The organism is Lactobacillus sp. ESL0700, from assembly GCF_029392095.1.
In the GTDB taxonomy this organism is placed as follows: domain Bacteria; phylum Bacillota; class Bacilli; order Lactobacillales; family Lactobacillaceae; genus Lactobacillus.
Window position 1 is genome coordinate 391,558 of the sequence record NZ_CP113930.1, and the last position, 16,076, is coordinate 407,633.

Annotated in this window: 6 protein-coding genes, 29 tRNA genes and 3 rRNA genes; 36 read left to right on the forward strand and 2 right to left on the reverse strand. The window is 44.7% G+C overall.

All coding sequences use genetic code 11. The features are described 5' to 3' along the window. Positions 1–6: 6 nt before the first annotated feature. Both OZX63_RS01965 and OZX63_RS01970 read right to left on the reverse strand, forming a co-directional pair. Positions 7–657 (reverse strand): VTT domain-containing protein, encoded by a 651-nt coding sequence (locus tag OZX63_RS01965; protein WP_277144152.1) that lies wholly within the window; start codon positions 655–657, stop codon positions 7–9. 8 nt (positions 658–665) lie between these two features. Then, a complete protein-coding gene (locus tag OZX63_RS01970; RefSeq protein WP_277144154.1) occupies positions 666–1,601 on the reverse strand; it encodes an NAD(P)/FAD-dependent oxidoreductase in 936 nt (311 codons plus the stop codon). A gap of 502 nt (positions 1,602–2,103) precedes the next feature. On the opposite strand from OZX63_RS01970, the gene OZX63_RS01975 reads away from it, so the two are divergent. From OZX63_RS01975 to OZX63_RS02150, 36 genes are all read left to right on the forward strand, one after another. Beyond that, positions 2,104–3,670 (forward strand): 16S ribosomal RNA (locus tag OZX63_RS01975). Positions 3,671–3,806: 136 nt separating this feature from the next. Next, positions 3,807–3,880: transfer RNA gene (locus OZX63_RS01980), tRNA-Ile, on the forward strand. A gap of 37 nt (positions 3,881–3,917) precedes the next feature. Then, positions 3,918–3,990 (forward strand) — tRNA-Ala (locus tag OZX63_RS01985). A 125-nt stretch (positions 3,991–4,115) separates the two neighbouring features. Continuing rightward, positions 4,116–7,023: ribosomal RNA gene (locus tag OZX63_RS01990) — 23S ribosomal RNA — on the forward strand. An 81-nt stretch (positions 7,024–7,104) separates the two neighbouring features. Beyond that, a 5S ribosomal RNA gene (gene rrf, locus OZX63_RS01995) occupies positions 7,105–7,221 on the forward strand. The 16S, 23S and 5S rRNA genes sit together here with 18 tRNA genes alongside, the layout of an rRNA operon. A 3-nt stretch (positions 7,222–7,224) precedes the next feature. Next, positions 7,225–7,297 (forward strand) — tRNA-Val (locus tag OZX63_RS02000). Between the two features lie 4 nt (positions 7,298–7,301). Further along, positions 7,302–7,374 (forward strand) — tRNA-Lys (locus OZX63_RS02005). Positions 7,375–7,386: 12 nt separating this feature from the next. Continuing rightward, positions 7,387–7,468, forward strand: a tRNA-Leu gene (locus OZX63_RS02010). A gap of 32 nt (positions 7,469–7,500) precedes the next feature. Beyond that, a tRNA-Thr gene (locus tag OZX63_RS02015) sits at positions 7,501–7,573 on the forward strand. A 12-nt stretch (positions 7,574–7,585) separates the two neighbouring features. Next, positions 7,586–7,657, forward strand: a tRNA-Gly gene (locus tag OZX63_RS02020). A 9-nt stretch (positions 7,658–7,666) separates the two neighbouring features. Beyond that, positions 7,667–7,752 (forward strand) — tRNA-Leu (locus OZX63_RS02025). 9 nt (positions 7,753–7,761) lie between these two features. Further along, positions 7,762–7,835, forward strand: a tRNA-Arg gene (locus OZX63_RS02030). Between the two features lie 6 nt (positions 7,836–7,841). Then, a tRNA-Pro gene (locus OZX63_RS02035) sits at positions 7,842–7,915 on the forward strand. A gap of 38 nt (positions 7,916–7,953) precedes the next feature. Next, positions 7,954–8,027 (forward strand) — tRNA-Met (locus OZX63_RS02040). A gap of 11 nt (positions 8,028–8,038) precedes the next feature. Further along, a tRNA-Ile gene (locus OZX63_RS02045) sits at positions 8,039–8,112 on the forward strand. Between the two features lie 35 nt (positions 8,113–8,147). Then, positions 8,148–8,221, forward strand: a tRNA-Met gene (locus tag OZX63_RS02050). Positions 8,222–8,224: 3 nt separating this feature from the next. Continuing rightward, positions 8,225–8,298 (forward strand) — tRNA-Asp (locus OZX63_RS02055). A 6-nt stretch (positions 8,299–8,304) separates the two neighbouring features. Then, a tRNA-Phe gene (locus tag OZX63_RS02060) sits at positions 8,305–8,377 on the forward strand. Positions 8,378–8,397: 20 nt separating this feature from the next. Further along, positions 8,398–8,468: transfer RNA gene (locus OZX63_RS02065), tRNA-Gly, on the forward strand. A gap of 5 nt (positions 8,469–8,473) precedes the next feature. Next, positions 8,474–8,547, forward strand: a tRNA-Ile gene (locus OZX63_RS02070). Positions 8,548–8,549: 2 nt separating this feature from the next. Continuing rightward, positions 8,550–8,639: transfer RNA gene (locus tag OZX63_RS02075), tRNA-Ser, on the forward strand. A 940-nt stretch (positions 8,640–9,579) separates the two neighbouring features. Beyond that, positions 9,580–9,651: transfer RNA gene (locus OZX63_RS02080), tRNA-Glu, on the forward strand. 40 nt (positions 9,652–9,691) lie between these two features. Next, positions 9,692–9,778, forward strand: a tRNA-Ser gene (locus OZX63_RS02085). A 9-nt stretch (positions 9,779–9,787) separates the two neighbouring features. Then, a tRNA-Met gene (locus OZX63_RS02090) sits at positions 9,788–9,861 on the forward strand. A gap of 3 nt (positions 9,862–9,864) precedes the next feature. Beyond that, a tRNA-Asp gene (locus tag OZX63_RS02095) sits at positions 9,865–9,938 on the forward strand. Positions 9,939–9,944: 6 nt separating this feature from the next. Continuing rightward, positions 9,945–10,017 (forward strand) — tRNA-Phe (locus OZX63_RS02100). 7 nt (positions 10,018–10,024) lie between these two features. Beyond that, positions 10,025–10,106: transfer RNA gene (locus tag OZX63_RS02105), tRNA-Tyr, on the forward strand. Positions 10,107–10,110: 4 nt separating this feature from the next. Next, positions 10,111–10,181, forward strand: a tRNA-Trp gene (locus OZX63_RS02110). Between the two features lie 12 nt (positions 10,182–10,193). After that, positions 10,194–10,266: transfer RNA gene (locus OZX63_RS02115), tRNA-His, on the forward strand. Between the two features lie 7 nt (positions 10,267–10,273). Then, positions 10,274–10,345: transfer RNA gene (locus OZX63_RS02120), tRNA-Gln, on the forward strand. Between the two features lie 19 nt (positions 10,346–10,364). After that, positions 10,365–10,435, forward strand: a tRNA-Cys gene (locus OZX63_RS02125). A 43-nt stretch (positions 10,436–10,478) separates the two neighbouring features. After that, positions 10,479–10,563, forward strand: a tRNA-Leu gene (locus OZX63_RS02130). A 117-nt stretch (positions 10,564–10,680) separates the two neighbouring features. Beyond that, positions 10,681–11,853 carry a glycosyltransferase family 4 protein gene (locus tag OZX63_RS02135; protein ID WP_277144155.1) on the forward strand — a complete coding sequence of 391 codons (1,173 nt, stop codon included), beginning with the start codon at positions 10,681–10,683 and terminating at the stop codon, positions 11,851–11,853. After that, positions 11,846–12,889, forward strand: coding sequence for a glycosyltransferase family 4 protein (locus OZX63_RS02140; RefSeq protein ID WP_277144157.1), 1,044 nt, complete (start codon positions 11,846–11,848; stop codon positions 12,887–12,889). The genes OZX63_RS02135 and OZX63_RS02140 overlap by 8 nt, the downstream gene beginning before the upstream one ends. Next, positions 12,889–13,914: a lysylphosphatidylglycerol synthase transmembrane domain-containing protein gene (locus tag OZX63_RS02145; RefSeq protein WP_277144159.1), complete on the forward strand. Its 1,026-nt coding sequence runs from the start codon at positions 12,889–12,891 to the stop codon at positions 13,912–13,914. The genes OZX63_RS02140 and OZX63_RS02145 overlap by 1 nt, the downstream gene beginning before the upstream one ends. A gap of 69 nt (positions 13,915–13,983) precedes the next feature. Continuing rightward, the gene (locus OZX63_RS02150; RefSeq protein WP_277144160.1) at positions 13,984–16,044 is read left to right on the forward strand and encodes an LTA synthase family protein; all 2,061 of its coding nucleotides are present in this window, start codon (positions 13,984–13,986) and stop codon (positions 16,042–16,044) included. The last annotated feature ends 32 nt before the right edge of the window (positions 16,045–16,076 follow it).

The window sequence follows — 16,076 nt, forward strand, 5'->3', positions numbered from 1 at the left end:
GTTCCTTTAATGGAACTCCTTTTTTAGTGCGATGTGCTTTTTTAACGCAACAATTAAAATCGGGATGACAGAAATCAAGATGATAGCTAGGATTAAAATTGAAAAATGATCCCTGACAAACGGGATGTTGCCGAAGAAAAAGCCGATGATGGTGAACACGCCGCACCAGAGAATGCCGCCGACAATGTTGTATGCCGCGAATTTACCGTAGTGCATTTTGCTGCCGCCGGAAATGAAGGGAACAAAGGTCCTAATGAACGGGATAAAGCGCCCAATTACAATTGTGATTGGGCCGTGACGTTCAAAAAACTTTTCGGCTGCCAGGCGATTTTTTTGATTAATTAACTTATTGAACCAGGCATAATGGCTGCCGGCATTAACAGATCGGGCGCCAAGCTCATAATTGCAGGCATCACCTAAGACTGCCGCCAGTAGAACCGTTAGGTACACTAGCCAAATATCAAGTTGATATTTGGGATTAACGGCCATCGAACTCGCTGCAAAAATAAGCGAATCCCCGGGTAAAAACGGAAAGATGACCAGGCCGGTTTCAATAAAAATAATGCCAAATAGGATAAGGTAGGTCCAACCGCCAAACTGATTGACGATTGCGATTAGGTGATGATCAATGTGCAAGATAAAGTTGATTAGCGCCATAAAGTCTCCTAAATACTGGTTGAGTGGATGGTTAAAGTTTTCTCTGGGAAAAGTGACCGCATAATTGAAGTAATTGCAATTTGCGCTTCACCAAAGCCAAGGCCAATCACGGGTACGCGTCCGGGATATGTGGCGGCATCACCGACAGCATAAATCCCAGAGACATTGGTCTTCATTTCCTGCCCGACCTTAATTTGTCCGCCGGCAATGTCAACGCCCCATTGTTTAACAAAATTATTGTTGGCGCGAAAACCATAAGCAACCACGATTTCATCAAATGAATGTTGGATAATGTCGGATTGCCCCATTTGTTTTAGGCCAATCTGTAATTGATTATTGACTAACGAACTGACTTTAGGAAGGTAAGGGGTCAGAATTTCAACATTTTTTAAACTTTTAAGTTGCTGAATACTGGATTCTAAACCGCGAAATTCATTTCGCCGGTGGACGAGCTTAACGTGCGTGTTAGGCTGCTGGGCTAATTCGAGTGCCCAATCAAGTGCCGAATCACCGCCGCCGAAAACGCCGACTGTTTTATCAGCAAATTTTTCAGGCTCTCTTATATAGTAGTGAATGTGTTTTTCACTCTCACTGTCCACTTTGAGCGGGAACTTTTTGGGCGTAAACGAACCAGTGCCGCTGGCAATAATGATACTTTTGACGGCAAATTCATCGTCAATAATGAAATAATCGCCATTTTTCGTAATCTCATTAACGCGGTGGTTTAGTGCAAAAGTTGCCTTTGTCTTTGTTTCTTCTGCTAAACGTTCAACTAATTCTTTACCCGTAATTTCATTAAAAACAGGGATGTCAAAGATTTTTTTGAACGGATAAAGTAGTTTTGGTTGCCCACCAACTTCCTTTAATGAGTCAAAAATGATGGTTTGTAGTCCATGCAGATGAGCAAAATTCGCGCTGAAGAGACCAATTGGACCTGCCCCCACGATTGCTATGTCAAATTTTTTTATTTTAAAAACTCCCCTCTAAACGTTGATATAACAACTTTAACATGAAACTAGAAGTAAGTCATTTTAATAAATTTAAAAAAAAGCTTGCAAAAGCAGAAACAAGTTGGTAATATTAATAACTGTCGTCGGGCAAGACAAGTCAAGGCTTGTCAGACCGGGCGGCGAAAGAAAATTAAACAAAGGTCTTGACAAGAGGATTTAAGTTTAGTAAGATAATAAACGCTGCTGAGGAAAGCAAGATTTCTTCAGGAGCGGGGCAGAAAAAAGTTCTTGACAAAAGAAAATACATCTGCTAAAATAAAACAAGCGCAGTTGTAAAGCGATTTACAGCAGCGGGTAGTACCTTGAAAACTGAACAATGTTTTCGCAAAGTGTGCGGGTGTAAGAACCCAAAACAAAAAAGCGAAGTCAATTTTGCAAGCAAATAAATCCGAGATGCAAATCTTGGAACGAATGAGCAAACATTCAAACAAACATTAAAAATGAGAGTTTGATCCTGGCTCAGGACGAACGCTGGCGGCGTGCCTAATACATGCAAGTCGAGCGAGCAATTTTAGTTGAATACCTTCGGGTAGGACATTAAAAGCGCGAGCGGCGGATGGGTGAGTAACACGTGGGTAACCTACCCTCTAGATTGGGATACCATTTGGAAACAGATGCTAATACCGAATAAGAAGTAAGATCACATGATCTAGCTATGAAAGGCGGCTTTCGAGCTGTCACTAGAGGATGGACCCGCGGTGCATTAGCTAGTTGGTAAGGTAACGGCTTACCAAGGCGATGATGCATAGCCGAGTTGAGAGACTGAACGGCCACATTGGGACTGAGACACGGCCCAAACTCCTACGGGAGGCAGCAGTAGGGAATCTTCCACAATGGACGCAAGTCTGATGGAGCAACGCCGCGTGAGTGAAGAAGGTTTTCGGATCGTAAAGCTCTGTTGTTGGTGAAGAAGGATAGTTAGAGTAACTGCTAATTATTTGACGGTAATCAACCAGAAAGTCACGGCTAACTACGTGCCAGCAGCCGCGGTAATACGTAGGTGGCAAGCGTTGTCCGGATTTATTGGGCGTAAAGCGAACGCAGGCGGGAAGACAAGTCAGATGTGAAAGCCCTCGGCTCAACCGGGGAATTGCATCTGAAACTGCCTTTCTTGAGTGCAGAAGAGGAGAGTGGAACTCCATGTGTAGCGGTGGAATGCGTAGATATATGGAAGAACACCAGTGGCGAAGGCGGCTCTCTGGTCTGTAACTGACGCTGAGGTTCGAAAGCATGGGTAGCGAACAGGATTAGATACCCTGGTAGTCCATGCCGTAAACGATGAGTGCTAAGTGTTGGGAGGTTTCCGCCTCTCAGTGCTGCAGCTAACGCATTAAGCACTCCGCCTGGGGAGTACGACCGCAAGGTTAAAACTCAAAGGAATTGACGGGGGCCCGCACAAGCGGTGGAGCATGTGGTTTAATTCGAAGCAACGCGAAGAACCTTACCAGGTCTTGACATCTAGTGCAATTCATAGAGATATGAAGTTCTCTTCGGAGACACTAAGACAGGTGGTGCATGGCTGTCGTCAGCTCGTGTCGTGAGATGTTGGGTTAAGTCCCGCAACGAGCGCAACCCTTATTATTAGTTGCCAGCATTAAGTTGGGCACTCTAATGAGACTGCCGGTGACAAACCGGAGGAAGGTGGGGACGACGTCAAGTCATCATGCCCCTTATGACCTGGGCTACACACGTGCTACAATGGTTAGTACAACGAGGAGCGAACCTGTGAAGGCAAGCGAATCTCTTAAAGCTAATCTCAGTTCGGATTGCACTCTGCAACTCGAGTGCATGAAGCTGGAATCGCTAGTAATCGCGGATCAGAACGCCGCGGTGAATACGTTCCCGGGCCTTGTACACACCGCCCGTCACACCATGAGAGTCTGTAATACCCAAAGCCGGTAGGATAACCCTTCGGGAGTCAGCCGTCTAAGGTAGGACAGATGATTAGGGTGAAGTCGTAACAAGGTAGCCGTAGGAGAACCTGCGGCTGGATCACCTCCTTTCTAAGGAAGAGCGAATAGGTGGAGAGTAGAGATACTAGAGGAAGCCTAGGAGCAACGGAAGCACACGGAGCGAGAACATTGTTTAGTTTTGAGGGTAGTACCTCACAACAGAATAGAGAACAGATACGCAAGAGACGGGCCTATAGCTCAGCTGGTTAGAGCGCACGCCTGATAAGCGTGAGGTCGATGGTTCAAGTCCATTTAGGCCCATTGACATCAGGTTATTGACTGTCGCAGAAGAGTATTTGGGGGCTTAGCTCAGATGGGAGAGCACCTGCTTTGCACGCAGGAGGTCATCGGTTCGATCCCGTTAGCCTCCATTGAGTCGAGAGACTCATGGTTAGTACATTGAAAACTGAATATAATCCAAGAAAAAACCGAGACACAATCAAAGAGAAAAGAAACAGATTGCAAGAGCGACCGAGAGAGTAGATCTTAAGAGTAAGGTCAAGTAAAGAAGGGCGCACGGTGAATGCCTAGGCACAAGAAGGCGAAGAAGGACGCGACGAACGGCGAAATGCTTCGGGGAGCGGTAAGTACGCAGAGATCCGGAGGTATCCGAATGGGGAACCCAATATGAGCGATCATATTACTAGCTGATGAATACATAGTCAGGTAGGGCAAGACGCAGTGAACTGAAACATCTAAGTAGCTGCAGGAAGAGAAAGAAAAATCGATTTCCCTAGTAGCGGCGAGCGAAGAGGAAAGAGCCCAAACCGATTGATTTATCAATCGGGGTTGTAGGACTGCAATAAGGTAGTGGAAGAGATAGCAGAATTATCTGGGAAGGTAAGCCAGAGAGGGTGAGAGCCCCGTAAGCGAAATTGAATTCACGCCGAGCAGGATCCTGAGTAGGCCGGAACACGAGGAATTCCGGTTGAAGCAGCGAGGACCATCTCGCAAGGCTAAATACTAATTTGTGACCGATAGTGAACCAGTACCGTGAGGGAAAGGTGAAAAGAACCCCGGAAGGGGAGTGAAAGAGAACCTGAAACCGTGTGCCTACAAGTAGTCAGAGCCCATTAAAGGGTGATGGCGTGCCTTTTGTAGAATGAACCGGCGAGTTACGTTAACTAGCGAGGTTAAGTCAGAAAAGACGGAGCCGCAGCGAAAGCGAGTCTGAAAAGGGCGCGATAGTTAGTTGATGTAGACCCGAAACCAAGTGACCTACCCATGGCCAGGTTGAAGGTGCGGTAAAACGCACTGGAGGACCGAACCCACGTAAGTTAAAAATTGCGGGGATGAGCTGTGGGTAGCGGTGAAATTCCAAACGAACTTGGAGATAGCTGGTTCTCTCCGAAATAGCTTTAGGGCTAGCCTGGTGCGAGGATGATAATGGAGGTAGAGCTCTGTTTGGACGAAGGGCCCGTCAGGGGTTACTGAATTCAGATAAACTGCGAATTCCAGATATCAAAGCACTGGAGTCAGACTGCGAGTGATAAGATCCGTAGTCGAAAGGGAAACAGCCCAGATCACCAGTTAAGGTCCCAAAATCTATGCTAAGTGGAAAAGGATGTGGAGTTGCGTAGACAACTAGGATGTTGGCTCAGAAGCAGCCATCATTAAAAGAGTGCGTAATAGCTCACTAGTCGAGTGACGCTGCGCCGAAAATTTACCGGGGCTAAGCATAGTACCGAAACTGTGGATGTGTAGTAATACACGTGGTAGGAGAGCGTTCTAAGTGCGGTGAAGGCTAATCGAGAGGATAGTTGGAGCGCTTAGAAGTGAGAATGCCGGTATGAGTAGCGAAAGATAGGTGAGAATCCTATCCGCCGAAAGACTAAGGTTTCCTGGGGCAGGCTCGTCCGCCCAGGGTAAGTCGGGACCTAAGGTAAGGCCGAGAGGCGTAGCCGATGGACAACAGGTAGAGATTCCTGTACTGCGTTAAATCGTTAATAGCGAAGGAGGGACGCAGGAGGCAAGGAACGCATGGCGCTGGAAGCCATGTTCAAGCGATAAGTGAGAGAGTGAGTCAAATGCTTGCTTTCGATAATCACAAGTCGTGATGAGGAGCGAAATAAAGTAGCGAAGGTTCTGTAGTCACACTGCCAAGAAAAGCTTCTAGTGAGAGATAACGTACCCGTACCGCAAACCGACACAGGTAGTCGAGTGGAGAACACTAAGGTGAGCGAGAGAACTCTCGTTAAGGAACTCGGCAAAATCGCCCCGTAACTTCGGAAGAAGGGGTGCTGGTGTAACAGCCAGCCGCAGTGAATAGGCCCAAACAACTGTTTATCAAAAACACAGGTATCTGCAAAGTCGTAAGACGACGTATAGGTGCTGACACCTGCCCGGTGCTGGAAGGTTAAGGAGAGAGCTTAGTCGTAAGACGAAGGTTCGAACTGAAGCCCCAGTAAACGGCGGCCGTAACTATAACGGTCCTAAGGTAGCGAAATTCCTTGTCGGGTAAGTTCCGACCTGCACGAAAGGTGTAATGATTTGGGCACTGTCTCAACGAGAGACTCGGTGAAATTATAATACCCGTGAAGATGCGGGTTACCCGCGACAGGACGGAAAGACCCCATGGAGCTTTACTGCAATTTGATATTGGGTAGCTGTTAAACATGTACAGGATAGGTAGGAGCCAGAGAAGATAGGACGCTAGTCTTATTGGAGGCAATGTTGGGATACTACCCTTGTTTGATGGCTACTCTAACTAGTATCTCTAAGCGAGATATAGGACAGTGTCAGATGGGCAGTTTGACTGGGGCGGTCGCCTCCTAAAGAGTAACGGAGGCGCCCAAAGGTTCCCTCAGAATGGTTGGAAATCATTCACAGAGTGTAAAGGTATAAGGGAGCTTGACTGCGAGAGAGACAACTCGAGCAGGGACGAAAGTCGGGCTTAGTGATCTGGTGGTACCGCATGGAAGGGCCATCACTCAACGGATAAAAGCTACCCTGGGGATAACAGGCTTATCTCCCCAAGAGTTCACATCGACGGGGAGGTTTGGCACCTCGATGTCGGCTCGTCGCATCCTGGGGCTGAAGTTGGTCCCAAGGGTTGGGCTGTTCGCCCATTAAAGCGGCACGCGAGCTGGGTTCAGAACGTCGTGAGACAGTTCGGTCCCTATCCGTCGTGGGCGTTGGAAATTTGAGAGGAGCTGTCCTTAGTACGAGAGGACCGGGATGGACATACCGCTGGTGTACCAGTTGTCTTGCCAAAGGCATAGCTGGGTAGCTAAGTATGGCAGGGATAAGCGCTGAAAGCATCTAAGTGCGAAGCCCCCCTCAAGATGAGATTTCCCATACGAAAGTAGTAAGACACCTCTAAGACTAAGAGGTAGATAGGCTAGGAGTGGAAGAGTCGTGAGACTTGGAGCGGACTAGTACTAATCAGTCGAGGACTTGACCAGAGCTTGAGCAATCTGGGATTGTGAGTAAGGATTTTCAAGAGATTATATTTAGTTTTGAGTGTAAGAACTCAAAAGAAAAAGTACGGTGGCAATAGCAAGAAGGAAACACCTGTAACCATGTCGAACACAGTAGTTAAGCTTCTTCACGCCGAGAGTAGTTGGTAGGAGACTGCCTGCGAGGGTAGGACGCTGCCGTGCTTTGGAGGATTAGCTCAGCTGGGAGAGCATCTGCCTTACAAGCAGGAGGTCACAGGTTCGAGCCCTGTATCCTCCATACCGAGTCGTTAGCTCAGTCGGTAGAGCATCTGACTTTTAATCAGAGGGTCGACGGTTCAAGCCCGTCACGACTCATGGCCCCATTTTGCGGGTGTGGCGGAATTGGCAGACGCGCTAGATTTAGGTTCTAGTGTTTCAGGACGTGTGGGTTCAAGTCCCACCACCCGTATTTGCCAATATTATATACCATATTTACATCTTGCCGATTTAGCTCAGTTGGTAGAGCATCTGTCTTGTAAACAGGGGGTCGTACGTTCAAATCGTATAATCGGCATTTATATATTACGCGGAAGTAGTTCAGTGGTAGAACATCACCTTGCCATGGTGGGGGTCGCGGGTTCGAATCCCGTCTTCCGCTTCATTACTTGCCGGGGTGGCGGAATTGGCAGACGCACGGGACTTAAAATCCCGCGGTTGGTTTCAACCGTACCGGTTCGACTCCGGTCCTCGGCATATAATGACGCGCCCTTAGCGCAACTGGATAGAGTGTCTGACTACGAATCAGAAGGTTGAAGGTTCAATTCCTTCAGGGCGCATTATCTCGGGAAGTGGCTCAGTTTGGTAGAGCACCTGGTTTGGGACCAGGGGGTCGCAGGTTCGAATCCTGTCTTCCCGATTGTAATCTTAATATATAATTTAGCGATTACTTTTTTTGGCGGTGTAGCTCAGCTGGCTAGAGCGTCCGGTTCATACCCGGGAGGTCGAGGGTTCGATCCCCCCCGCCGCTATACTAGAGCTTGGACCTTTAGCTCAGTTGGTTAGAGCAGACGGCTCATAACCGTCCTGTCGTAGGTTCGAGTCCTACAAGGTCCATAAACTGGATTTTGTACTTTTATTTTTTATAACATCGCGGGATGGAGCAGTTAGGTAGCTCGTCGGGCTCATAACCCGAAGGTCGGTGGTTCAAATCCATCTCCCGCAATATGGTCCATTGGAGCAGTGGTTTATCTCGTCTCCCTGTCACGGAGAAGATCATCAGTTCAAATCTGATATGGACCGTAAGATGGCTCGGTAGCTCAGTTGGTAGAGCAAAGGATTGAAGCTCCTTGTGTCGGCGGTTCGATTCCGTCCCGCGCCATTATTGATAATTTGTTTGTTGCGGGTATGGTTTAGTGGTAAAACGAAAGCCTTCCAAGCTTTAGTCGCGAGTCCGATTCTCGTTACCCGCTTTAATGGGCCTATAGCTCAGCTGGTTAGAGCGCACGCCTGATAAGCGTGAGGTCGATGGTTCAAGTCCATTTAGGCCCATTGGAGACTTACTCAAGTGGCTGAAGAGGCGCCCCTGCTAAGGGTGTAGATCGGGTTATTCCGGTGCGAGAGTTCGAATCCCTCAGTCTCCGTCATAAAGAATCTTGTTTATTCAAGGTTCTTTTTTTGTTTATTTAATTTAATTTTGAAAAACTGGCTGTTTAATAATCTCATGTGTTCCATAATTAATGTAGTTGTCGGCCGACACATCGAAATTCATCAATGTCAATGTGCTCGGCGGGGAAGTCATCGGTAGTCATCAACCTGCGGCAACGTTTTAAGTCTAGAAGTAGTAGTACGTAAAACAGTGTTGGCAGAGACATTGTTAGCCTATGTAATTTCTGTTAATGGACGATCGTAGTTAAATCGTGAATTACTTTTGCTTTACTGGATTAGTGAAAGAACAAAGCTTGTCAGCTAAGGAACTATTAACCATTAAAGAATGATGACAGCTGTGGTAAGGCATGACCGCTGCTTATGAAGCTTAATTTAAAGTGTTTTGGAGATATCTAAAGCTAAATACTGCAGGCAAGTAATAATGGCCATTGTGGACTAAGTTAAGGGCAAAATGAGCTCTGCAACTAAAAGAAGCATAATAAAAATAAGAAAAGGTTAGACTAGGGTCTTTAGTATCAAGTAAACGTTTAGTTGAGTAGTTATCATTTGAGGATATAGAAAAATTTCAATTTTAAGCGATATTAGGAAATTTGAGGCGAGATTGTGGCCTCTATTTTTGTGATTGATTTTTTCGATAATCAAATTTGAAGCGGAGTTTTATAATTAACAGTAGGCAATTGAGTAAAAAATGCTATAACAGAGATTGATAAACTAGGGTTAATGCGCTTTCTAAATAAAAAATAAAATATTTTTGCATAAAAGTCTTGCAAGATAGCTGCTAATCCTGTATTATTAATAACGTTGTGATTCAGGTATTACCTGATAGCTCAAAATTTTAAAATAAAACAGTTGACATTTTAATTAATATTAGGTATTATAATTAAGCGTCTTATGTTTTAAGAAGAAAACGAATATGACCCGTTGGTCAAGTGGTTAAGACATCGCCCTTTCACGGCGGTAACATGGGTTCAAATCCCGTACGGGTCATTACCAACAATAGATATTGGTATTTTTATTTTTACATTATGGAGGATTACCCAAGTGGCTTAAGGGGACGGTTTTGAAAACCGTTAGACGGGTTTCTCGTGCGTGGGTTCAAATCCCACATCCTCCTTTATAACATCGCGGGATGGAGCAGTTAGGTAGCTCGTCGGGCTCATAACCCGAAGGTCGGTGGTTCAAATCCATCTCCCGCAATATGGTCCATTGGAGCAGTGGTTTATCTCGTCTCCCTGTCACGGAGAAGATCATCAGTTCAAATCTGATATGGACCGTAAGATGGCTCGGTAGCTCAGTTGGTAGAGCAAAGGATTGAAGCTCCTTGTGTCGGCGGTTCGATTCCGTCCCGCGCCATCAGCCTGGAGGAGTAGCGAAGTGGCTAAACGCGGCGGTCTGTAAAACCGCTCTCTCTGAGTTCGGCGGTTCGAATCCACCCTCCTCCATAATAGGGATATCGTATAAAGGTAGTACATCGGTCTCCAAAACCGCTAGTGTGGGTTCAATTCCTACTATCCCTGTTTACCTTCATGGCGGAATTGGTGAAGGGGTTAACACACCGGTTTGTGGATCCGGCATACATGGGTTCGAATCCCATATTCCGCCCTAGTATTGGGATATAGCCAAGCGGTAAGGCACTAGACTTTGACTCTATTATGCGCTGGTTCGAATCCAGCTATCCCAATCTATTATAAATAGCTGATGGCGGTGTAGCCAAGTGGTAAGGCAGAGGTCTGCAAAACCTTAATCGTCGGTTCAAATCCGATCCCCGCCTTTTGGTTCATTACTAGAACTATTATTTAATAATTTAATACCATGGCGGTGTGGCGGAATTGGCAGACGCGTCAGACTCAAAATCTGGTGTCCTTTTCGGACGTATCGGTTCGACCCCGATCACCGCTATCATGATAAGCAGCTCCTTTCTAGGAGCTGCTTTTGTTTTACAATTAATAATTTTTCTTATAAAAATTGCACAAGTAATGCGGAATCTTTATAATACCAGTATATGGAGGTAGTCAGATGAATATTGGTATTTTTACCGATACATATTTCCCACAAATTAGTGGTGTTGCAACATCGATTAAGACACTCAAAGATGCTCTTGAAGCACAGGGACACAATGTATTTATTTTTACGACAACTGATCCGCACGTTGAAAAGGGAACAGTTGAAGCTAACGTTTTTCGATTTAGTAGTGTTCCTTTTATTTCGTTTACTGATCGGCGAATTGCATTTCGCGGCTTTTTTGAAGCGACTAAAGTGGCACGTGAAGTTAAACTGGACGTTGTCCACACGCAAACTGAATTTGCACTGGGCATGATTGGTAAATATGTTGCGCATCAGCTTAAGATTCCCGCAATCCATACTTACCACACGATGTATGAAGACTATTTGCATTACGTGTTGAATGGTCATTTGCTTAGACCATATCACGTTAAGCAGTTTACCAATGTCTTTCTCAAGAATATGGACGGCGTGATTGCCCCTAGCAAGCGCGTAGAGGCGTTATTACATCGCTATGGCGTAACTATCCCAATGAGAGTTATTCCGACTGGTGTAGCCGTTAATGAGATGAATCAGAAGTCGACGCGTAACATTCGGCAGGAATTGGGAATAGCGCCTGATAGTCCTGTTTTATTAACATTAAGCCGGATTGCTGGTGAGAAAAAAATCGACCGCATTCTAAATGCCATGCCGGAAATTATTGATGAGTTCCCTAAAACTCGGTTGGTAATTGCTGGTGATGGTCCCGATGTTGACGTGTTGAAAGAACAAGTTGAGCGGCTGACGCTTGAAGACTACGTTATTTTTGCAGGAAATGTGCCTCATGAAGATGTTGGGGCATATTACCAAATGGCTGATGTTTTCGTTTCGGCAAGTGATACAGAAACTCAGGGACTAACTTACATTGAAGCCCTAGCTGCCGGTACTAAGTGCGTTGTGTATGATACGGATTATACGGAGCATGTCTTTGATGATCCTGATTTGGGGCAAGTCTTTACAAGGCCTAGTGAGATGTTGACAGAGCTTTTGACTTATTTACAAAAGGGAGATTATCAAATTCCGCAGGCTAAGTTAGCCGATAAACTTAAGCAAATTTCGGCAGAGCATTTTGGCAGCAGCGTTTATCAGTTTTACCAAGATATAATTGCCAATTATCAAGAAAAGCACAAAGAGGATTCAAATGATTAGAATAAATATGTTCTCACAAGCTGCATCAGTTAAGGGGCAGGGGGTTGGCTCGGCCTATAACGAATTAATGAGGTTGTTAAGAACGCATTTAGTTGACGAATTTTATGTGACTAACAACAAGTATGGGGCAAGCGATTTAACGCACTACCACACGATTAATCCTACTTATTTTGTTAACAGTTTCTCACCCAGCCGGGGACGTAAGATCGGCTATGTGCACTTTTTGCCGGAAACACTGGAAGGCTCCATTGAATTGCCGGGTTTTGCTAAAAAAGTTTTTTATCAGTATGTTATCGACTTTTACAAGCGGATGGATCAGATCGTTGTCGTAAATCCGATTTTTATCGATAAATTAGTTAAATATGGCATTAGGCGAGATCGTGTTAAATACATTCCTAATTTTGTCTCTAAGAGCGAATTTTATGCTGAGAGCCAAGAAAAAAAGAATGCTTTTCGGCATCAGTTGGGGATTCCGTTAGATAAGTTTGTCGTTTTTGGCGATGGGCAAGTGCAGGCGCGCAAGGGCGTTGATGATTTTGCTAAAATGGCACAGGCGAATCCCGATATTCAGTTTATTTGGGCCGGAGGCTTTTCCTTCGGCAAAATTACGGATGGCTATGAGCATTTCAAGCAGCTGGTTGACAATCCACCACAAAATCTCAAGTTTACGGGAATTATTGACCGAGCTAAATTGGTGGACTATCTTAATATCGCTGATTTGTTTGTTTTACCGTCTTATGACGAGTTGTTTCCAATGTCGGTACTGGAAGCCTTTAGTTGTGGTACGCCGGTGCTACTGCGTGATTTAGACCTATATCATGCAATTATTAGTGGCTATTACATGAGTGGTCGTGATTTTGAGGAAATGAACGCTCAATTGCAGCTTGCAGCAAGCGACCAGTCGGTGCTGAATAAGTACAGTAATTTATCAAATTTGGCCAGTCAAAAATATTCGGAAGACCATTTAGCCCAAATTTGGGATGAATTTTATCATGAACAATACGAACTTGGTAAAAAGTTAGGACAGATTCGCTAATGAACAAAAAGCATTTATGGGGCATTCTGGTTGTGTTACTAATCAGTGGCGGCGTTCTGTTTGTTGATTTGAAGGAAACACCGGTTGCTCAGCTCTGGGCAGCAGCGCAGAATATTAATCTTGTCGGTTTAGTCGCTGTCTTTGGATTAATGCTTTTGTCCTACGTTTTTGAGGCCAGTATTTTAGCGGTTTTGGCAAAACGGAAAAACGAACCCAAACGTTCGTGCTGGTCATTTTTACGAATACCGATAATTCAAGCCCTGTTTAATGCCATTACCCCAATGTCTACTGGCGGTCAGCCGTCGCAGCTGGCGGCAATGGTGCAGATGGGAATAGAAGGCGGCCGCGCAACTTCACTGTTATTGATGAAGTTTATTATTTATCAAATTGTGGTTTTTATTGCTTATGTGGTCACGATTATCAGCGGCTTTCATATGGTTGCCACTAAATTTGGTGGTCTTGCGTTTTTCATTGCCATCGGCTTTTTAATCCATGTCAGTTCAATCGTCTTGTTATTAGCGGTGTTATTTGCTTACCAGTGGACCAAAAATACGGCTAACTGGTTGATGAATTTGCTGGCCAAGGTAGTTAATCCTAAGAGAGTAGCAGTTTGGCGGCAAAATACGATGGCGAAAATCGATACCTTTTACCGTGAAAGTCAAAAATTAAAACAAGAAAAAAAGAAGCTGCTGTTAAGCGCCGTGTTTACGATTTTGCAGCTGGCTTGCTTTTATTCAATTCCTTACATGGTGCTAGTGGCGCTTAATGTCCCAGCTGATTGGGTCAGTGTAACGCAAATGAATATTATGATTATCATGTTTATGGCAATTATTCCGATTCCTGGTGCGTCTGGTGGGGCAGAATACAGCTTTCAAACGTTGTTTTCGACCTTTATCTCATCAAGCGGCACCCTAATTTTAGGGATGTTCTTATGGCGGTTTGTGACTTACTTTTTTGGGATGATACTGGGGATCTTTGGCTGGATTTTCAAACCGCGCAAAGTCTTGAGTCCGCCAAATAATTAATTTTTGCTAAAATCACTTTGTTTAATCGCGCTTTGGCGTAATATATTAGCATGGTGAGAGGAGAATAGAATGACAAGGATCAAGTCTTTTTTGCAGTGGCTAACAGAGACCAAGCTAGGCTTTTTCATTATTGTTTTAGTAGCTTTTTGGCTAAAAACATACGCAATTTACTTAACTAAATTTAACTTGGGTGCAGTTGGTTCAATGCAGAACTTTTTGCTCCTACTTAATCCGCTGCCAGCGGGAGTATTGCTTTTAGGAATCGGTTTATTTTTTAAGGGACGTAAATCGTATTGGATTATGATTGCGATTGATCTGGTATTAAGCCTATGGCTGTTTGCCAATATCTTATACTATCGTGAGTTTTCCAACTTTTTGTCCTTATCGATTATTAAAACTTCGGGGTCGACCGCGGATAATTTAGGCAAAAGTATCGTGGGGATAACCCATGCAACCGACTTCTTGGCTTTACTTGATGTTGCCATTATTGTTGCTCTATTGTGCAGCAAGCTTATTAAGTATGACTTGCGGCCGCTTAAATTTAAGTTTAACGTGCTAGTTGAAGCCTTGGCCGTTTTGATGATTGGCTTAAACCTGCTGATGGCGCAGAAAGACCGGTCGGGCTTGTTAACCCGGACGTTTGATAACAATTATATCGTCAAGTATTTAGGGATGAACGAGTACGCTGTTTATGACGGCTTTAAGACCGCGCAAACAAGTGCGCAGATGGCGAAGGCGAATGTTTCTGATCTTGGCTCTGTGCAAAAATATCTCAAGGCTAATTATGTTAAGCCTAATCCGCAATATACCGGCGTAGCTAAGGGTAAAAATGTGTTGGTTATCCACCTTGAGAGCTTCCAGCAGTTTTTAATTGGTTACAAGTGGAAGGGCAAGGCCGTAACGCCGAACCTTAACAAGTTGTATCACGCCAAAGATACCTTGAGTTTTGCGAATTTTTATAACCAAGTTGGCCAAGGTAAGACATCTGACGCGGAAATGATGCTGGAAAATTCGCTTTACGGCTTACAATCGGGGTCGGCAATGTCGAGTTACGGTACATCGAACACCTTTGAAAGTGCGCCGGCGATTTTAAACCAGCAAGGCGGCTATACAACGGCCGTAATGCATGGCGGTGCTGGTTCGTTTTGGAACCGCAACAACGCCTACAAGCAGTTTGGGTATCAGTACTTTATGCCGCTGTCGTATTATCAGAATAAGCCCAAGTATTACATCGGTTATGGCTTGAAGGACAAAATCTTTTTTAACCAGTCGATTAAGTACATTGAGCGTCTGCCGCAGCCGTTTTATTTAAAAATGATTACGGTAACTAACCACTATCCGTATGAAATTGACAAGAAGAACCAGTCGATTGACAAGACCGATACGGAAGATGAAACCGTTGATGGTTATGTCCAGACCGCGCATTATCTTGACCAAGCAATTGGTGAATTAATGCAATGGCTGAAGAAAACGGGGCTTGATAAAAATACTTTGATTATGATGTATGGCGATCATTACGGTATTTCCGGCAATCACCATAAGGCCAGTGCCCAATTATTAAATCAGGATGAATTTACCGATTTTGATAATTTGAAGTTTCAACGGGTGCCACTGATGTTCCATATGAAGGGGCTTAAGGGCGGCATTAAGAAAACTTACGGCGGCGAAATTGATGTTTTGCCAACCCTGCTTAACTTATTGGGGATTAACGACAAGAGCACCATTCAATTTGGTCATGATCTGCTTAGTAAAGGTGCACCGCAGATTGTAGCGCAGCGTAACGGCGACTTTATCACGCCGCAATACGCGAAAGTCGGCGGTACTTATTATGATACTAAGACGGGAACGGAGATTGCCAAGCCTGATAAAAAGCTAAAGATGCAGCTGGTGGCAATTTCTAACAAGGTAACTACACAATTATCCTTGTCTGACAGGGTAATTGATGGCAACCTATTACGTTTTTATAAGCCTAAGTGGTTTAAAAAGGTCAAAGCCAGTGATTATGATTATAATAAGGACAAGGCACTGAAGAAGCTATTTAGTGTTAACAAAACTTCTTTGTGGTATCACAACCATAAGAAGACGACACAGAAGAAATTTAAGACGGATGCACCGGAACTTGAAAAATAAATACTCGAAAAAAGCCGTCTTTTATGATAAAC

What these genes read in the sequence shown, in the direction of transcription:
- OZX63_RS02145 (WP_277144159.1), top strand. Translation starts at nt 12,889, where the DNA reads ATGAACAAAAAGCATTTATGGGGCATTCTGGTTGTGTTACTAATCAGT.
- OZX63_RS02140 (WP_277144157.1), top strand. Translation starts at nt 11,846, where the DNA reads ATGATTAGAATAAATATGTTCTCACAAGCTGCATCAGTTAAGGGGCAG.
- OZX63_RS01965 (WP_277144152.1), bottom strand. Translation starts at nt 657, where the DNA reads ATGGCGCTAATCAACTTTATCTTGCACATTGATCATCACCTAATCGCA.
- OZX63_RS02135 (WP_277144155.1), top strand. Translation starts at nt 10,681, where the DNA reads ATGAATATTGGTATTTTTACCGATACATATTTCCCACAAATTAGTGGT.
- OZX63_RS02150 (WP_277144160.1), top strand. Translation starts at nt 13,984, where the DNA reads ATGACAAGGATCAAGTCTTTTTTGCAGTGGCTAACAGAGACCAAGCTA.